This window comes from Gallaecimonas mangrovi, from assembly GCF_003367375.1.
Lineage (GTDB): Bacteria > Pseudomonadota > Gammaproteobacteria > Enterobacterales > Gallaecimonadaceae > Gallaecimonas > Gallaecimonas mangrovi.
Genome location: NZ_CP031416.1, coordinates 2,778,460 through 2,796,306 on the forward strand (window position 1 = coordinate 2,778,460; position 17,847 = coordinate 2,796,306).

14 protein-coding genes are annotated in these 17,847 nt (G+C 50.2%); 4 read left to right on the forward strand and 10 right to left on the reverse strand.

Annotation, left to right across the window (positions count from 1 at the left end):
- Positions 1-11: 11 nt before the first annotated feature.
- Complete coding sequence (locus DW350_RS13340; protein ID WP_115719402.1) at positions 12-1,310, forward strand: Na+/H+ antiporter NhaC family protein; 1,299 nt, start codon at positions 12-14, stop codon at positions 1,308-1,310.
- Positions 1,311-1,336: 26 nt separating this feature from the next.
- Here the strand turns inward: DW350_RS13340 and DW350_RS13345 are convergent, their stop codons facing one another.
- Positions 1,337-2,248: a LysR substrate-binding domain-containing protein gene (locus DW350_RS13345; protein WP_115719403.1), complete on the reverse strand. Its 912-nt coding sequence runs from the start codon at positions 2,246-2,248 to the stop codon at positions 1,337-1,339.
- A gap of 96 nt (positions 2,249-2,344) precedes the next feature.
- On the opposite strand from DW350_RS13345, the gene DW350_RS13350 reads away from it, so the two are divergent.
- Both DW350_RS13350 and DW350_RS13355 read left to right on the forward strand, forming a co-directional pair.
- Positions 2,345-3,190: an oxidoreductase gene (locus tag DW350_RS13350; protein ID WP_115719404.1), complete on the forward strand. Its 846-nt coding sequence runs from the start codon at positions 2,345-2,347 to the stop codon at positions 3,188-3,190.
- Positions 3,191-3,413: 223 nt separating this feature from the next.
- Entirely contained in the window at positions 3,414-5,453 is a 2,040-nt protein-coding gene (locus tag DW350_RS13355; protein ID WP_192954682.1) for a putative bifunctional diguanylate cyclase/phosphodiesterase, read from the forward strand.
- A gap of 11 nt (positions 5,454-5,464) precedes the next feature.
- Here the strand turns inward: DW350_RS13355 and DW350_RS13360 are convergent, their stop codons facing one another.
- The 8 genes from DW350_RS13360 to DW350_RS13395 form a co-directional block, all read right to left on the reverse strand.
- Positions 5,465-5,833, reverse strand: a complete 369-nt coding sequence (locus DW350_RS13360) for a VOC family protein (protein ID WP_115719406.1) — start codon at positions 5,831-5,833, stop codon at positions 5,465-5,467.
- A 61-nt stretch (positions 5,834-5,894) separates the two neighbouring features.
- Positions 5,895-6,590 (reverse strand): helix-turn-helix transcriptional regulator, encoded by a 696-nt coding sequence (locus tag DW350_RS13365; RefSeq protein WP_115719407.1) that lies wholly within the window; start codon positions 6,588-6,590, stop codon positions 5,895-5,897.
- A 2-nt stretch (positions 6,591-6,592) separates the two neighbouring features.
- A complete protein-coding gene (locus DW350_RS13370) occupies positions 6,593-7,345 on the reverse strand; it encodes a CDP-diacylglycerol diphosphatase (protein ID WP_115719408.1) in 753 nt (250 codons plus the stop codon).
- 99 nt (positions 7,346-7,444) lie between these two features.
- A complete protein-coding gene (gene pssA / locus DW350_RS13375; RefSeq protein ID WP_115719409.1) occupies positions 7,445-8,791 on the reverse strand; it encodes a CDP-diacylglycerol--serine O-phosphatidyltransferase in 1,347 nt (448 codons plus the stop codon).
- 243 nt (positions 8,792-9,034) lie between these two features.
- Positions 9,035-10,756: a DUF885 domain-containing protein gene (locus DW350_RS13380; RefSeq protein ID WP_115719410.1), complete on the reverse strand. Its 1,722-nt coding sequence runs from the start codon at positions 10,754-10,756 to the stop codon at positions 9,035-9,037.
- A gap of 345 nt (positions 10,757-11,101) precedes the next feature.
- A complete protein-coding gene (locus DW350_RS13385; RefSeq protein WP_115719411.1) occupies positions 11,102-13,078 on the reverse strand; it encodes a methyl-accepting chemotaxis protein in 1,977 nt (658 codons plus the stop codon).
- 29 nt (positions 13,079-13,107) lie between these two features.
- Positions 13,108-13,974 (reverse strand): substrate-binding domain-containing protein, encoded by an 867-nt coding sequence (locus tag DW350_RS13390; RefSeq protein ID WP_192954683.1) that lies wholly within the window; start codon positions 13,972-13,974, stop codon positions 13,108-13,110.
- A 218-nt stretch (positions 13,975-14,192) separates the two neighbouring features.
- The gene (locus DW350_RS13395) at positions 14,193-15,578 is read right to left on the reverse strand and encodes a sugar porter family MFS transporter (protein WP_115719413.1); all 1,386 of its coding nucleotides are present in this window, start codon (positions 15,576-15,578) and stop codon (positions 14,193-14,195) included.
- Positions 15,579-15,995: 417 nt separating this feature from the next.
- On the opposite strand from DW350_RS13395, the gene DW350_RS13400 reads away from it, so the two are divergent.
- Complete coding sequence (locus DW350_RS13400; RefSeq protein ID WP_115719414.1) at positions 15,996-16,940, forward strand: cation diffusion facilitator family transporter; 945 nt, start codon at positions 15,996-15,998, stop codon at positions 16,938-16,940.
- 42 nt (positions 16,941-16,982) lie between these two features.
- On the opposite strand, the gene DW350_RS13405 is transcribed toward DW350_RS13400, so the two are convergent.
- Entirely contained in the window at positions 16,983-17,771 is a 789-nt protein-coding gene (locus DW350_RS13405) for a M48 family metallopeptidase (protein WP_115719415.1), read from the reverse strand.
- Positions 17,772-17,847 lie beyond the last annotated feature (76 nt).

The window sequence follows — 17,847 nt, forward strand, 5'->3', positions numbered from 1 at the left end:
TGAGGCCATTGATGTCTAAGTCATCTGCATCCCCTTTACCTTTAGTGCCGTTGTTGGTTTTTTTGGCACTATTTTTAGGGGTTGGCACCTATTTCAGCCTAACCGGGGTGGCGAAAGCGTTTTACCAGCTACCGGCGCCAGTGGCGGTATTGCCCGCCTTGATTGTCGCCGTGCTTATCTCCAAAGAAAGCATTAACAAAACCGTTGAGCAGTTCTTAGCCGGTTGTGGCCATTCCAACATTATGGCCATGTGTATCATCTACTTGCTATCGGGTGCTTTTGGCGCTGTAACCAAGGCGACTGGCGGCGTTGACGCCACCGTATATTTAGGGATGTCACTGATCCCAACCGCGCTGCTACTGCCAGGTTTGTTCGTTATTGCCGCTTTTATTGCCACTGCCATGGGCACGTCGATGGGTACCATCGCAGCCCTGGCGCCGGTGGCCCTAGGCATAGCGCAGCACGGCGATTTGCCGTTAACCGTCACCGCCGGCGCTTTGCTCTCTGGCGCCATGTTTGGTGACAACCTATCGGTTATCTCCGACACCACCATTGCCGCCACCCGAACTCAGGGCTGCGAAATGAAAGATAAGTTTCGTGCCAACTTCCGCCTCGCTTTGCCTGCCGCCTTGCTGACCTTGCTGTGGCTCGGTTTTAGCGGCGTTAGCCACCACCCGGCCGCCCTCAAAGCCTATTCCATTTTACCGGTACTGCCTTATATCACCGTTATGGTACTGGCCATTGTCGGCCTAAACGTTTTTGTAGTGCTGATCATTGGCATTTTACTGGCAGGGGTAGTGGGGCTGACCGGTGATTACCACTTGGCTCAGTTCGCCAAAGATATCGATACCGGCTTTTCCAACATGCAAGAGATCTTGATATTGTCTTTGCTGATGGGCGGCCTGGCCTACTTGATGGAGCGCCAAGGCGGTTTGGCATGGTTAGCGCAAAAGCTGGGCCGCGGCAGTAGCCGCAGCGCAGGGGAGCTGTCCATTGCCGCGCTGGTGTTTACCACCAACTGTTGTACTGCCAATAACACAGTGTCGATTATTGTTAACGGGCAACTCGCCAAAGACATTGCCCAGCAAAACGCCATTAGCCCGGTACGCAGTGCCAGTTTATTGGACATTTTTGCCTGTGTTAACCAAGGGTTGGTGCCATGGGGCGCACAAGCGCTGATGCTAGGCGCCCACTTTGCCTTATCGCCGCTAGAGGTAGTGAGCAGCTCTGGCTACGTGATATTGCTCGCCGCTATTACCTTAGCCAGCACCTTATTCAAACCGGTCCGCCAGCTACTGGTGAAACATTAAAAAGGCCCCTCTGTTGAGGGGCTTTTTTAGGCCGCCAGCCACGGCTCCGTTTTAATAAAGTCGATAAAGGCCCTAAGGGGCGCAGGCACAAACTGGCGCCCGGAATAATAAAGAAAAGGCCCGGAAAACCATTGCCACCAAGGCTCTAATATCGGCTCGAGCTGTCCGGATTGAAGGTATGGCTCAAGCCACTGCTCAAACAGGTTAACAACCCCCGTTCCAGCCACTGCAGCCTGCACCGACAATTCCATCGCCGCCCCCACATTCACAGTCAAAGGGCCGTTAACGGCAATGCTCAGTTGTTCGCCTTGGTGTGCAAACTCCCACGGCACTATGCCACTGCGGCTAAAACGGCCATTTAGGCAGGGGAAATCTAATAGCTGGCGCGGGTGCGTGGGCCGCCCTAACCTGTCGAGCAAGGCAGGGGCAGCCGCCGTTGCGGCACGCTGCCGGCGCGGGCCAATAGGGATAGCAATCATGTCTTGCTCGAGCATTTCGTCATAGCGGATGCCAGCATCAAATCCCCCTTCAATAATGTTACTGGCATCGCTGTTGGCAACGATGTCCAAATGAATATCGGGGTACTGCGCTAAAAACGCCGGGACGATTGACGGCAACACCAGTCGCGCAGCGCTAACAGGTACATTTAGCCGCAAGGTACCTGCCGGTTTGTCGCGAAACACATTCACCACATCTAGCGCCGCTTCCACTTCTTGCAGCGCTGGCTGTAACCGCTGGCGCAACATTACCCCGGCGTCGGTCAATACCACACTGCGGGTAGTTCGATGAAAAAGCCTTACCCCAAGTGAGGTTTCCAAGCGGCGCACGGCGTCACTTAACCGAGAAGCGCTGCTGTCGGTTACCCGCGCCGCTTCCCGAAAACCACCGGCCTTAGCAATAGCTAAAAAGGCATGGAGATCGCCAAGTTCTGAATTCATTGTCCTGTATTCCGTACAAGCCGTACTGATAACACCTAATTGTCGTACAGATTAACAGCTCCTAGGCTAATAACACCTGCCAAATAGGAGCAAAAAATGCACAGCACTTTCAAACTGGGTAATAAAGCCGTTTCCCGTATTGGTTATGGCGCCATGCAACTTGCGGGTTCTCATGCGTTTGGGCCCCCCAAAGACCCGAGCAACGCCATCAAAGTGCTAAAAAGCGCCATAGAAAAAGGCGTGAATCACATTGATACATCTGATTTTTACGGCCCGCACGTTACCAATCAGCTCATTAAAGAAGCCCTGCACCCCTACCGCGATGACCTTTGTATTGTCACGAAGGTTGGCGTGCGCCGGGATGACAAAGGGGCCTGGTTGCCCGCCTCAAGCAAAGAAGACTTAATCAATGCCGTACATGACAACCTAAGAAACTTAGGGTTAGAGCAATTAGAGGTCGTCAACCTAAGGGCGATGTTTTCAGTTTCAGCCCCCGTTGAGGGCGACTTAGAAGAGCCCTTTACGGTGTTGGCTGAGTTGCAGCAACAAGGCCTCATTAAACATTTGGGCTTAAGTAATGTGACCCGAAAACAAGTGGACGAGATGCGCCGCATTGCCCCCATCGTTTGCGTGCAAAACCATTACAACCTGACCCACCGCCAGGACGATAGCCTGATTGATTTTCTGGCCGATAACGGCATCGCCTTTGTGCCTTTCTTTCCGTTAGGCGGCTTTTCCCCTTTGCAGTCTACTAAGCTCGACGCTGCAACCAAGGCCGTTGGTGCCACAGCAATGCAAGTCGCCTTGGCTTGGCTACTGCAACGTTCGGCCAATATTTTGTTAATCCCCGGCACCTCGTCAATTACGCACCTTGAGCAGAACCTTGCCAGCGCCAAACTGACATTACCGCCGCAAGTGCTGGAAGCGCTCAATCACCTGTAATTTGTTAACTGGACCTGTTTATTGGCCCCTGATGGGGCCTAATTTTTGGGTGAAGCAAGTGCAATAGCTGATCATGACCTAAAGTAGAAAAAGATAACTCGTAGCCCTTCTCGTATCACTTGCCCCGCTGCGAGTCATTTTCAACATAACGCTAACTAGACACCCTGGGCGGAGTCCGATATCGATGGTGCGTGGCAGTTATCCAAACCCTGAATCAGTCCGCTTGCACTGGCAAAGAGGTACCCTTACCTATCTGGCGGCGCTGAGCATCATTGCCCTGTTGTCGCTGTTTTCACACTTTCTGGTCCAAAGCATTGTTGAACGCCAAGAAGCAACAGCCCGCACTGTGAACCTGGCAGGCCGCCAACGCATGCTGTCGCAGCGGATAACCCTTTTTGCCGGAGAACTGCTGAATAAAAAGGGCGACGCGGCAAACAACAGTGAGCTGGATGAACAGTACATGGACGCCGTCAACACCATGGCACAAGTCCACAGCGCTCTCAAAAATGGCTCTACCGCACTGAATATTCCCAAGCCAAAATCCGAGCAGGTCAACAATATTTTTGAATTTGAACCGGTAAACCTTGATGCGCGGGTCAAACATTTTTTAGAAGTCGCCCACGCCGTCGATAACGGCAGCTTAGGTATGGCAGCCCGTACCCGGGCCTACCTGGAATTACAAACCATGGCCAGCCGCCAAATTCTGCAAGCGTTAGACACCTTGGTGTTGCAGTACCAACAAGACAGCGAAGCCGCTATTGGCCGCCTTATTGTTTTTAACCGTATTTCATTAGCCGCGATGTTCATCACCTTGCTGTTGGAAGGGCTTTTTATCTTCCGGCCATTACTGCTGAACTTGTATCGGCGCGAACGCCAATACCATGGTCTGTTAAAAAAAATGGACCGGGAAATTTCCGAACAAGTACATCTACAAACCTTCCATAACCTGCTGACTCAATTGCCGAACCGTTTATCCATGCTGGAAAAGATAGAAGCCTTTATTCAGGCGGCTAATCAACAGCAAAGCCACTTTGTGGTGATCTCCATCGGCCTTGACCGCTTTAAGGACGTTAACAACAGTTTGGGCTATGAAAAAGGCGATACCTTGCTGATGACCTTGGCCGAACGCCTGAAAACCATTGGCGATAAATACAACGGTGTGGTGGGGCACATTACCGGCGACGAATTCGTTATTTTATTGCCGCATCGCAGAAACAACGTTGAGTTGATGCGGGTGATTCGCAAACTCTCTAAATCCATTAACGCGCCCTTTAATGCCGAACAATATGCCATTCAGGTAACCGCCTCCCTTGGCCTCGCCTCTTACCCGGAAGACGGTATTGAGGCCAACACCTTGTTGCTGCACGCCAACCAAGCATTGCGCTCCGCCAAGGATGAAGGAGGCAATGCCTTTAGGTTCTTCCAACCAGCCATGACCGAGCAAATGCTCAGGCGTATCGAGGTTGAGCAACAGCTGCGCCGGGCGATGAGTGACCGCTCACAACTTCAGCTTTATTACCAACCTAAGGTGAATCTACAAACCGGCGCAATTAATGGCGTGGAAGCCTTAGTGCGCTGGCAACACCCCAGTGAAGGCTTGCTGCAACCGGCCGAATTTATTGCTATTGCCGAAGACTCCAACCTTATTTTGGAGCTTGGAGACTGGGTTCTGGTGCATGCCCTTGATCAGCTTGCGACTTGGAATAACCAAGGGCTGGATATTGAAATGGCCATTAATATTTCGGCCAAGCAGTTAATGCGCCGCAACATTTGCGACAGAATTGCCGCACTTGCCCGGCAAAAGGGTTTAAAACCCGCGCGCATCGAGCTTGAGATCACCGAAAGTCACCTGATGGAAAATCGCGCCAGCATCATGGAGCAATTGAAAGACCTGGAGCGCTATGGCTTTTCGCTGGCGATTGATGACTTTGGCACCGGCCATTCCAGCCTTGCCAGGTTAAGAGACTTGCCCGTCCATACCTTAAAAATCGACAAATCCTTTGTCGGCAACGCCTTGCTGGATAAAAGAGATACGCAGTTGATTCAGGCCATCATCAACATGGGGCATTCAATGGGGAAAAACATTGTTGCCGAAGGCATTGAAACCGACGAGCAAGCCAATTTACTGAAACTACAAGGCTGCGACGAAGGGCAAGGCTATCTGTTTACCAAACCGGTACCTGCTGACAACCTTACCCCGATGCTTAAACGCAACCAGATGCTGTTTGAGGGCCAAAAAAATTTGGCCCGATTCAAAGACTAAAGTGGCTTGCCTTAGCGACCAGGCTGGCATATTCGCAAACGATGACCGTCAGCATCTTGCGCCAAAAAGGTATAACCAAAAGGCATCTGCTGCGGTGGCAACAGCATGTTAAGCCCCAGTGCCTGCCAAGATGCAAACCCCTTATCGACCGCACTTGCCTCCTGAACCAGAAAAACTATTTCCGCCGCCCCAGGCTCAGCGATAACGCCGGGCTTAACACTCGCCCGGTTTAACAGCGACAGCATGGCGCCATCGTCCAGTTTGAACATGACAAAATCAGCACTCTCCTGCAGCGGCTCTTGGCCAAGGAGCTGTTGATAAAGTTCGCGGCTACGGGTGATATTGCTGACATACAAAAGTGACATTGATTGAGCCGTCATGGCGTTTTCCTTTTAAGGGTAAAAACAGCGCCACCTTAATCAAACTCAGTGTCAATTATTGTCAGTAGTCGGGTGCTTCGATCCCCATGCTTTTACGCCATAGCGCTAACAGCTGATGCCGCGATGGCGAATAATGCTGGTCGGTCGTGGCCAAGCCATTAATGCGGTCAGCCCGAAAATGCCGATAATCCTGGCGTAGCTCACACCAGGCCAACATCACCCGGCATTGGTCAAAAAAGCCCATGGCAAAAGGCCAGACCGTGCGCTGACTTTGCTGACCTTGGTTATCGGTGTAGTGAATACTGACTTTTCGCTGCTGGCGTATGGCTTGGCGGATCTGTCCAAACACCTCGCCATCCCCGGGGACCGGCTCGCCAGGGCCAATAAGCAAAGCCGTTGTCGCAAGTTCCTGACGAAGACTGGCGGGTAACACCGCCGACACTTTTGCCAGCATGTCATTAGCCGCCTGAGCCAGCGCTGGATCGCCTTTTTGGCTTACCCAGCGCGCCCCCAACACCAAAGCTTCAATCTCTTGCTCAGAAAACATCATCGGCGGTAGCGTAAAACCCGGCTTTAGCTGATAACCGATACCGGCTTCACCACTAATGTCGGCACCCTGCCCCTGTAATGTGGCAATGTCACGATACAGGGTACGAAGGCTGACATTTAAGGTTTGCGCCAGTTGCTGCCCCGTCACCGGATAACGGTGGCGGCGCAGTAACTGCATCAAATCAAGTAGGCGCTGGGCCCTCGACATTTCTAGTGAGTACCCGCTAACGCAGCATCATTTAAAATAGCGCAGCTATGGTCTTGAATTTCTTCGGCTGAACCGCCCGCGTCTTGGCTGGCCATCAGCACCAACTCGCCGCTGGGTAAGGTCGCTAGCGCCATACCAAAGTCGCCTAAATGGCCGCCGGCCTTTGGCACTTCCTTGGCAAAACGCCTGAAAACACTTTCGGTGGCAAGTTGCTGGCCAGACAAGGTGCGCATCAGATAGTGGTGGCCCACTAACGTTTCGGACCGCCATTGCTGAGAAAGCCCGGCCGACAGCGCATTGAGTTGCTGGCGAACATCGACACGCAAGCAGGAAATGTGTACATGCAGCTGATTTTGGGTGCGGCCATGTTGTGAGTTAATGGCAAGACCAATATCCGCATCAGCGACCTTTTGGCCACGTTTTTGGGTCAGCAGTTGCCGCTGATGCCAGGCCAAATTAAAAAAGTGGGGGGTATTGCTATTGAGTAGCGCCGGGCTTTCCATACCGGTAATTTTGTCGGTCGGCATCAGTAAGTATTGCAGTGGGCCACGACGGTCTTTAAGGGTGACATAGCCCTGTTTTAAATCTACCGACTGACAAGGCGCTGGATCTTGCTTTTGCAGATAACCCGGTACGCAGCGCTGGCTTATCAGTTGCCACAGTGCATCCGGGTTATGGTGCGGTTTACTGGCACAACCGGTAACCAATAAAACGGGAATAAAAATAAGAAAAGCAAAAACCTGACGCGCCGACATGGTCGCTCCTGACGTGATGAACCCATTCTCCAATCAGGCTATTTTAACCATGCTTTGATGACAGCCAACACCGCTTATTAACAACCGTCAGGGCTGCGGCTATAAAATACGGTTAATTAACCGGTCGATACGCACTCTTTTCAAGCGGCGGATTAACCGTCTGACCTTTTTGGGATAATCGGTCAGGCTTTCTAAATCGCTAAAATGGCTTACCACGCGGGTGTGCTGGCGAATGCTGCAAAGCTCTTGGCTATTTTGCGCGGCCAGCTGCTGCGCCGGGTCGTGAATAAGCACGGCGTTCTCTAAATCCAGGCGCCATGCCCGTGGATTAAGGTTATTGCCGGTAATAAGTAGCCACTGGCGGTCAACCCAAACCCCCTTCAAGTGATAACTGTTGCTCTCATCCTTCCACAGTCGAACTACCAACTGGCCTTTATCAACAAAGGTTTGCAGCCGACATAAAAAGCGCCGCAGATTCATTTCATACAAATAAGGCAAAGCGCCGATGATACGAAACGGCTGGTCAGGGGGAATATAAAAGTCATTCGCCGTTTTGTCGCCAACGATGATTTCTACCGTTTTGCCTTGTCGCAGCAGCCTTAAAATGCGTTTCACCAAGGCCCCTGGCAAATTAAAATACGGCGTGCAGATCACCAGCTTATGCTCGGTTGCATCAAACAGCTGGCCAATGACCTTATTCAGGGCGCTGTGCTTGCCAAGGCCTACCAGTGGCGTTACCCCTAAGGCGTCAGGCTCACACACGGCATCAAACTGGTAGTTCACATCGGTGAGCGATTTTCTAAACCGCTTCATGGTGTTCTTTAATTCACCACTGCTGGGCCGCTTAGGATCATCAAGGCGATTTACCGCCTTGGCTTGCATCAGGTGTTTTGACACCCACTGACAAAACACATCGGCAAGCTTGGGGTTCGTCAGCAGATGGTAGCGGTCATAGCGGTATTTTTGGTGTTGATGAAGGTAGACATCGTTAATGCTAGCGCCGCTATAAAGCACGGTGTTATCAACAACAAAACCCTTTAAGTGCAGCACACCCAAAGCTTCTCTGGTATTGACAGGCACCCCATAAACCGGAATTTCAACACCCGGGTGCTCAGCTGCCATTTGGCAATACCAGTCGGCATTGGTCAGGCCTTTCGCATCACCAATGCGGCCTCGCTGTGCGCGATGCCAATCAACATAAATACTGACCTCAAGCTCGGGCCGCTGCGTTTTGGCAGCATAAAGTGCCTGCAGCACTTGCCGCCCGGCATCATCATTTTCAAGATAAAGGGCGGCAATGCAAATGCGGGTTTGAGCGGTGGCAATTTTATCCAGCAACGCATCGCGAAAATCAGCAGCTGAGTACAGCGTAATCAGGTCATCAGCCGCTTGTGCAAGCTTGGGCAATTGTTCCAAATTGGCTTGGCGCTTAAATAAGGCAAACATCTACGGCGCTTCTTCTGTGTTATCCATGGTGTTGTTATGCGTGTGGCGCGCATATTACACGCACCGAACAGTAGCATCCATCTATAGGCCATATAAGCGGCAGCTTTATTGGTGAACTAAATCTGCCGTCCCCTTTCAATAATGGCCTTAACTTAAGTCAGAAGTTCCTGACAACCAAAAGAAAAGGCCTGCAAATGCAGGCCTTTTAGTGGCGTGTTACGCCGGTTCGACACCCAAAAAAAGTTACTGATATTTTGGAATAAAATGCGTCTCAACCGCCTTTTTCATCAGCGGGGGTGGCAGCAAGCCCTGCGACAACACAAAGTCATTAAAGGCCTTGAGGTTAAACTTGTCTTTGAGCTTCAGCTCGGTATTTACCCGTAGCTCGCGCAGTGACATGTAGCCGTAGAAATAAGCGGTGGCTTGCCCCGGCATACGGAAGATAAAGCGCTGCACTTCATAACCGGCGGCCGCATCGCTAAGGCCAACATCTTTCATCAGCAAGGCTTTGGCATCTGCGGGGCTTATCAGCCCTAAATTCAGCATTGGGTCTAAAAAGGCCCGGGCAGCGCGGCGCAGGCGCGCTTTTAACGAGAACAACTGCCCTTCAAGGGGCATGTACGGCAAGATAAGCGCTTCACAATAAACGGCCCAGCCTTCAACGTTGGCGCTGTTGTCAGCAAAAATTGCCCGCGCCAGTGACACACCATTTTCTACCATGCTGGAGTATTGCAACTCGTGCCCAGGGCGCGCTTCATGGGCCGTCAGTGTCCAGGCAAAAGCCTTACTGGCTGAGGCATCTTTCGCATCTCCGGCAACGATTGGCAGCACAAAATCGCCATATTGCCCGGTGTTATTAATCAGCCGCGGCGGATTCATGTGGGCAAAGGGCGCATTGGCAAATTCAGCAGCGGTTTCTTCCCGCACGTTAGCTTGGCGCTTAGGCAAGGTAACGAGGTCATGGTCACGAATGATATTTTCAATCTTCGCCAGCAAATGGTGAAAGAACGGCAGTACTGCCTTACCGGTCACCCTGTCTTTGTAGAGTTCTTTCACAACATAGCGATAGTCACTATTTTTAAAGCCTTTTTCCTTGGCGACTTGATTAGCCAGCAGTTGCATCTCTTCACGAATTTCCGCGTATTCAAACATGGAACGGTGAATAAGCTCTTTGGGCGACATAATGACCCCAACCTGCCTAAGCTCGTCGGTGTAAAGCGGCTCGGGGATCTTGGTGGTATGGCGAGCAATAGGCTGAATTTGGGTTTTTAGCCATTGCTTATAGTCGCTTAGCTGGCTTTGAAAGGCCGCCAGTCCCTTTTCCCAGCCGTCGATGTGGTGGCTGATAAAAAGCTGCTTGATGCCTTTGATGTAGCCGTCGCTGCTGCTGATCGCCAAATCAACGCTACGGTAGTAAGGCTTGAGCAGTTTAGGGTTTTGTTTAAGTGCTTGTTCGGTGCGAAGTTCTGCCTGCTTAACCCGGCTGGCTTGGCCGTTTAAACCGGCGTAGGCATTGAGCCTGGCTACCGCTTTTTGCATCCGCTGCTTGCTGTTGCGTTTATCCAGCAGGGTTTGTAAGCCGGTAAATACGTCTTGCCCGACATCATAAAACGGTAACTGATACTGTTCGTGGACCTTAATAGAGCTTTCTTTTTGTTTCAGAAAGCTAATCATGATGTCCAAGTCTTGGCTGACTTTCGGGTCTGTTTCCTTTTGCTTGGCAACGCTCAGGCTTTTCACCATGTCAGCAATGGCCGACAACTCTTTTTTCTCAACGCCCAAACCCAGCTGTGTTACCTGGGTATCGTATTTTTCAATACCCAGTTCAGAGCCCCGTTCCGGGTCGAAACTGGCCAGCTTGGTTAATACCTTGGTGGCATATTGGTTACTCTGCTCTACCCAAGCGGGCTGCGCAGCAAGAACAGAAAAGCTGGCGAGGCCCGCCAACAATAAAAGACATCTCATCTATACCTACCTAAAGGCCAAGGGCCACAACTTCAACAAAAAGTTTAATTCGCGCTTAGTGATAGCAACCCGCCTTGCATAAAACAACTGTTTTAGCAGCCACGTGAGCTACGATAAAAGGCTAAAAACAGGCCGTTGAAGTCGATAAGGTTATTTATTTCAAACAATTACAAGTGTTACTCAGTAACAATTCAATAAGATGTTGAAAAATAAAAATAAGAATGGGATCACGTTTATGGGAAGCGGTGCATCGCCCAGAAAAAAGGGCCACAACGGGCCCTAATTAATCACCTTAAATTCGTTTTTGGCAGCCTAACAAACAAAATGGTTGCGGCTTTGAACCAGTTACACTTTAAATTTCTCTATAAGCTCTTGCTGATAATGCGACTGCTCCCGTAGCGACAGGCTTGCATCAGCGCTGGTTTTCGCCCCTGTGGCCGTTTGCTCGGCAGAGTCACTGATATTGACCACACTGGCGCTTATCTCCCTTGCCGTTGCACTTTGTTGTTCCGTTGCGGCGGCAATTTGCATGTTCATATCAACAATTTGTTTTACAAGCGCGGCAATTTTTTCCAGACCTTCTCCCGCTTGCTCTGCCACTTCAATATTGCTGCTGGTCTTTTCAACGTTCACTTCGATGACATCCACCACGGCCTGAATCAGTTTTTGCATGATCTCAATCATGCTCTGGATCTCACCGGTGGAGTTCTTGGTGCGGCTAGCCAAAGACCTAACCTCATCAGCGACCACCGCAAAGCCTCGGCCCTGTTCACCAGCACGCGCCGCTTCAATGGCTGCGTTTAAGGCAAGCAAATTGGTTTGCTCGGCGATGTTTTGAATGGTTTCTATAATGCTGTCTATCTTCTGGCCATATTCATTCAATTCGGTGGCTGTAGTGGCCATTTTGTTAATTTCACTGGCCTGTTCGCGGATGTTACCAATGGCTAAGCGAATACCATCGCCAACGGTCCCCATTTCGCTGTTAGTTACCTCGGCCGCCATCATGGTGTCGTGAGCCCGCTGCGCCACTTCCGCCACCGAGCTTTCCATCTCGGTCATCGCTGATGCCGTGGTTTCTAAAAGGTGACGTTGCTGGTTTACGGCATCAGTGGTGCTTTTACTGATCTGGGCGTTGGTATCGGCCACTTTTGCCAAGGCTTGTACCGATGACGAAAACGACATAAAGGTACTGCGAAGATTCTCCGCCAAGCCATTGAGATAACCGCCCAGCTCACCGAACTCGTTTTTCACCTCGGCTTCAAATTTCACCCTGAAATCGCCATCGGTCATTTTCATTAATGAACCGCGGAAATTGGTAATGGAACGGCGAATACCAATGGCTATCCAGAACGGCACCACAATGCCAATAACTAACGACACTGCACTAATCAAGAACATGGTTTGCTTGATAAGACCAATATTGTCGTCGGTATTTTTTTGGGCCTTCATCACCATAGCGTCGGACTGTTCAACCAAGGTATTCACCGACCCCAACAGCACGTCGATGTTGCGCTGGGTTTGCTCTAATAGCTGTGCTATCTGTTGCTGGTTTTTGTCTTGGGCAAGATACAGTTGGTAAAGCCCTTGGTTGTCTTTTAATTGAAACAACAACGGCTCCAGCATCAGGCTAAACAATTTGCCACGGTCCTTACTTTTACTTTTGATTTCATCAAAGCGATTGGCAATCACAATGGCCATGCCATTTAAGCCTTGCTGCAAAGCCTTCAGATCGCCCTTAACTAAGAAGGCATTAAAGGTATTCACCACTTGCGTGACTTCCCTATCCAAGCCACTGATCGTCAAACGAAAATCAGTATCAGGGTCGTCAGCATATTTACCTAAATAGTGATCAAGACGCCGCTCTAGATTGCTCATGGTATTGAGCTGAACATTGATGCTGTTACCAATATCCAGGGCATTACGGTAAAGGCCTATCAGTTCTCGCGCCTCATGGCGGTATTGCTCTCGCACCTTTTTCACCTGCGTCAGCTCAGCTGATAACACCGGATTTGCGGCGATCAGTTTGGCGGGCAGCTGTTCAATGGTGTGGTCAATACGCTGGTCAAAGTCATTAAATGATGCTTCAAGTTGATCCACCACTTTCGGAGAGGTGGTACTGAAAATCGACATCACATAACGGCTTTGGTTTAAGAAGTTAATTTTTATCTCACTGGCATTTTTTGAAACCGGTAAGGTTTCATGGGTAACCTGCTCGATATCACCTTGAATTTGGTTGACTGAAAAATAGCTAACCGATACCAAAATAAGCAGTGCCACCAATAAAATGACGAAGCCGCCGACAATCCGTTGAACTAAAGACATAAGTGTCCCCCAGTTGTTAAGCAGTCACATTAATTCGCCAGATAGCTTCGAAAATTTTCTTTCGTGATGAGCTGAAAAGGCACCCAATGTGGTGAAGTAACGGGTAGGTGTTCAATAAACCGATAACACGTTTCTACCGCGGCTTTGGCCTGCCCTTTGGCGTCTTGCAAGACCGTGGCATCCAACTGCCCTTCTTCCATCTCGCGCAGTGCATCCTGGGTACCGTCAACGCCACCGGTAAGCACTTTCGAGGGCGCAATATTGGCCCCCTTTAACGCCATGATGCCGCCAATGGCCATTTCGTCGTTGTTGGCCACTAAGATGTTGAAATCAAGGTTGGACTTCAGCCAATTGTTGGTGATTTGAAAGCCGCGGTTACGTTGCCAGTCAGCGTGCTCGCTGGCCACCAACTGCATGTTGGGGTATTTGGCTAGCACCCGGCGCACGTCTTCAGAGCGCATCCGGGCCGCGGTATGGCCCTTCTCACCCATAAGCATCGCCACCTTACCTTGGTAATTGGCCATTTTTGCTAGGGCTTCCATTTCTAAAGTGCCGGACTCTTCTTCATTGGAGCCTACATAGGCGGTTCCCTTTGGCAGGTCGGCAAGGTTGGGAAATGGCTCATTATTGAGGAAAACAACAGGGATGTTACCCGCAGCATCAATGAGCTGCTGGTTATCAGCTTGGTTAGTGGAAACCGGCACAATGATGATGGCGTCAGCGCCAACACGCACATAACTTTTGATCTGCGCTAACTGCGTGTTGAAGTCCTTTTCAGCAAAATTAACAAAGATGGTGTCACCACGTTTGTCTACCTCTGCTTCTAGGTTTTCAGCAATTAGATTAAGAAAGTTATCCTCGTTATTCATCGATACGGCAATAAAACGGGCTTGCACTTGGGGTGCAATCAAAAGCAGAAATAACAAGAGAAAAAGAAAATGAGGTCTTAGCGTATAAAAGCGTTGAACAAGCTTAACTGCCGACATCGCGCCCCCTGCTGCATCGCACGAAATAAAGTCGTTTAACTATAGACGAGATAGCAGCAGTTAACGTTTGAGTAACAGAAAAATGCCGAAGATAAGCAATAAAAAAGGGGCCCTGGGCCCCTTTTTTATTAAGAAGCTTGTGGTTCGGGTTCACCAATAGCCCGTAACCTCACTCCATCCATCAGGTTTGCTTCAATATGCTCTAAAGCAACCCCTTTGGTTTCAGGCACATACAATATGGTGACTAAAATAAAAACAATATTGAGGCCAGCATAAAGCCAGAAGGTATGGGTAGTACCAATGCCATCAAGCAGGCTCAGGAAAGTGGCCCCTAACACCATGTTGGCAACCCAGTTCATGGTAGTTGAGCAGGAAATACCAAAGTCACGGCCTTTAAGCGGCTGAATTTCAGAACACAGTATCCACACCATTGGCGCCGCACTCATGGCATAACCAATGATACAAATCACCGCCATAGCTACAGCAAGGTAAGCCAAAACGGGCGCATGATTGCCGTTGTGAATAACCTCCAGCAACAAACCCAGGCAGAACATGCCCACCCCCATAATGGCAAAACCGATTTTTAAAGCCGGCTTGCGTCCCCAGGTATCAATAAAGGGGGCCAAAATGGCGGTTGTGATAACAAAGGCCAGCCCCACCAGCACGGTACTGATCATTTGCTCCAAATGCGTTGTAAAGCCGGCCATCTTGAATACGGTTGGCGAGTAATACATCAAGATATTCATGCCAGTAAATTGCTGCATAAATTGCAGCGTCATCCCCAGCATCACGCTGCGGCGAAAATTCTTGTTACTTCTAAAAAGGTGAAAACCGGACTGCTTTACCTTCAAGCTATCAACGATGTCTTCGTATTCTTGATGGGCTTGGCTGTCGGTATGGCGGATCTCGTGAAGAATCGTTTTAGCTTCAGCAATACGGCCACGAGACGCCAGCCAACGAGGGCTTTTGGGCATCATCATCACCGCAAAAATCAGCAGTGCTGCCGGTATAACCAACACCGCGAACATCGCGCGCCAGTTTCCACTTAAGCCAAAGTAGGTATCCGATAGAAACGCCAATACGATGCCGGAGTTAATCATCACCTGATACATGGCGATACGTTTGCCACGCACTTCCTTGGGTGACATTTCAGACAAGTACAGAGGCGCTGAGTAGGAGGCGATACCGATCGAGAATCCCTGGATAACCCTAAATATCAGCATGATGTCGATATTACTGGCAAAGGCACAGCCTAAGGTGCCAATGGCAAAGAGTACGCCGCTCCCAAGTAGACTAGAACGACGCCCCAAACGGGAAGAAAGCCAGCTATTACACACCGAACCTAACGCGGCCCCCAGCATCATGGTGCTGACTATCCATTCTTGCTGCTTGATGGTGATCTGCCAATCCGTGGTGATAAAGGGCAATGCACCCGCAATGATCCCAATATCAAGGCCGAAAAGCAGGCCCGCTAGTGCAGCTGCAACGGGCACCAAGCGTTTTCTACTGAACATACAGAGTGATACCTATTTATATTAGAAATTCATAAAATGCACTCATTCATACGTAACGCGTACGGCAAAAATAAGGCACCTTTACGTTCACGGAACACAATACCGAAGTTAACCAACGAAACCCCGATCGAAAAACGTAATAAATAATTTCGTATTACAATATGATTGTATTATTATAAGCCACTAAAACCAGAGGGTTAAACTAAATAAAAACAGTGAGTTATAATAAAAACGCCAAGAAAATAGCGACATGACGAGCGCGTAAGCCAATTAACCCTTTGGTAAGATCACACATCTTTATCGAGGCTTTAGAGCAGGGAAAATACCGACTGAAGCCACGGTGTTAAGCCCTAGGCGAGCAGGAGCCAGGCATGCGAAACTAAGCCCTTTGTGCATGAACCAAAGGAACGCTGTTTAATGGCATCTGAGTCAAAAACCGTTATCTATGCCGCTATGGCAGGTAACCTACTAATCGCCGTGACCAAATTTATTGCCGGCGGTATTACGGGCTCATCGGCCATGCTGTCGGAAGGCATTCACTCTGTTGTTGATACCGGCAACCAGCTGCTACTGCTGTTAGGTATGAAACGCGCCCAAAAACCGGCAGATGCACAGTTCCCTTTCGGCTACGGTAAAGAGATTTATTTTTGGAGCTTTGTGGTGGCGATGCTGATCTTCAGCATTGGTGCTGGCGTTTCCCTTTATGAAGGCGTTCAACACGTGCTTCATCCAGAAGAAATGCGCAACCCACTGGTTAACTACATCGTTCTGGCACTCGGCATTGTCTTTGAAGGTGCATCCTGGGCATTTGCGCTTAACGAGTTTCGTAAGGCCAAAGGCAAATGGACCTACGTTGAAGCAGTGCAGCGCGGCAAAGATCCGTCACTGTTCATGGTGGTGTTTGAAGACTCCGCGGCGCTGTTGGGGCTATTTGTCGCCTTGGCAGGGGTAGGCCTTAGCCAGCTTACCGGCAACCCGATATTTGATGGTGCCGCCTCTATTATTATCGGCCTGATTTTAGCGGGTACCGCCGTCTGGTTGGCAGTAGAAACCAAAGGCTTACTCATTGGCGAAAGCGCCAACAAAAGAGTGGTGGACGGTATTCGCCGCCTTGCCGAAAAAGAACCGCTGATAGAACAGGTACATGAGCTGTTAACCATGCACATGGGGCCTGATTTCGTGTTGGTAAATATCAGCGTGCGCTTTGCCCGCCACACCAATGCCACCGAGATAGAGCAAGCCATAGCCAAGCTAGATAAAGCGATTAAAAAAGACTTTAGCAGCGTTAAACGCGTCTTTATTGAAGCCGAGTCTTACTATGGTGTGGATAGCCTTCCGGTGGAACACGCTGAAAACAGCTAATGTAGCCCAGCGAAAAAAGGCGCCTGTTGGCGCCTTTTTTATTTACGGTTTCTTACATTGTGGGCGTATCGCTGCGCGTTGATATAGCGGCATCACTTTTGGCACCTCGGCACTCAGCGCTTGAATACGGCTGGCAGGGCTGGGGTGCGTCGACAATAACTGCGGTGGGGTTTGGCCACCGCTTTTTTCCATGTTTTGCCACAGCACCACGGCTTGGTTGGGGTTGAACCCGGCTTTGGCCATTAACTCCAGGCCAATTTGGTCAGCCTCCGATTCATGCTTGCGTGAATAGGGCAGTAAAATGCCAACCGTGGCCCCCACGCCTAAGGCCGCCATATAAAGGCCTTTGTTATCGATATCTGACATGCCCAAGGCAACAGCCGCCAGCACCGACACCCCGGTGTAGATTTGATTTTGCGTCAATCGCTCATTGGCATGATGCGCAAGCACATGCCCAACTTCGTGGCCGATCACCGCCGCCAACTGGTCCGGTGTTTGTGCAACGGCTAAAAGGCCGGTGTAAACGCCTATCTTCTTGCCCGGCAGCGCAAAAGCATTGACCTCTTTCGAATCGAACACCACCACTTCCCAGTTGCCTTGCTGCTCGGCGGGCAAAACCCGGGTAATAGCACCTGCAACGCACTGCACGTATTGATTGGTTTTCGGGTCCTTGTCTATTTTTTGCTGCTTTTTCAACTCTTCAAAAGACTGGTCACCCATTTGCGCCATTTTGGATTCGTTGTTGAACAGCAACTGGCTGCGACCGGTTGGGCTGTGGCTACAGGCACTGAGCAGAAAAACCAGCAACGCGGCCCCAAGACACTTTTTCATCCGTTACTCCCCAAAAACTTTTCCTTATTGTTTCCTCAGCTTAGAGTATCTTCAACTGTCAGTTTGCTTGTTCTGG

Coding starts and splice junctions, on each gene's coding strand:
- DW350_RS13340 (WP_115719402.1), top strand. CDS start 12: ATGTCTAAGTCATCTGCATCCCCTTTACCTTTAGTGCCGTTGTTGGTT.
- DW350_RS13345 (WP_115719403.1), bottom strand. CDS start 2,248: ATGAATTCAGAACTTGGCGATCTCCATGCCTTTTTAGCTATTGCTAAG.
- DW350_RS13350 (WP_115719404.1), top strand. CDS start 2,345: ATGCACAGCACTTTCAAACTGGGTAATAAAGCCGTTTCCCGTATTGGT.
- DW350_RS13360 (WP_115719406.1), bottom strand. CDS start 5,833: ATGACGGCTCAATCAATGTCACTTTTGTATGTCAGCAATATCACCCGT.
- DW350_RS13365 (WP_115719407.1), bottom strand. CDS start 6,590: ATGTCGAGGGCCCAGCGCCTACTTGATTTGATGCAGTTACTGCGCCGC.
- DW350_RS13370 (WP_115719408.1), bottom strand. CDS start 7,345: ATGTCGGCGCGTCAGGTTTTTGCTTTTCTTATTTTTATTCCCGTTTTA.
- pssA (WP_115719409.1), bottom strand. CDS start 8,791: ATGTTTGCCTTATTTAAGCGCCAAGCCAATTTGGAACAATTGCCCAAG.
- DW350_RS13380 (WP_115719410.1), bottom strand. CDS start 10,756: ATGAGATGTCTTTTATTGTTGGCGGGCCTCGCCAGCTTTTCTGTTCTT.
- DW350_RS13385 (WP_115719411.1), bottom strand. CDS start 13,078: ATGTCTTTAGTTCAACGGATTGTCGGCGGCTTCGTCATTTTATTGGTG.
- DW350_RS13395 (WP_115719413.1), bottom strand. CDS start 15,578: ATGTTCAGTAGAAAACGCTTGGTGCCCGTTGCAGCTGCACTAGCGGGC.
- DW350_RS13400 (WP_115719414.1), top strand. CDS start 15,996: ATGGCATCTGAGTCAAAAACCGTTATCTATGCCGCTATGGCAGGTAAC.
- DW350_RS13405 (WP_115719415.1), bottom strand. CDS start 17,771: ATGAAAAAGTGTCTTGGGGCCGCGTTGCTGGTTTTTCTGCTCAGTGCC.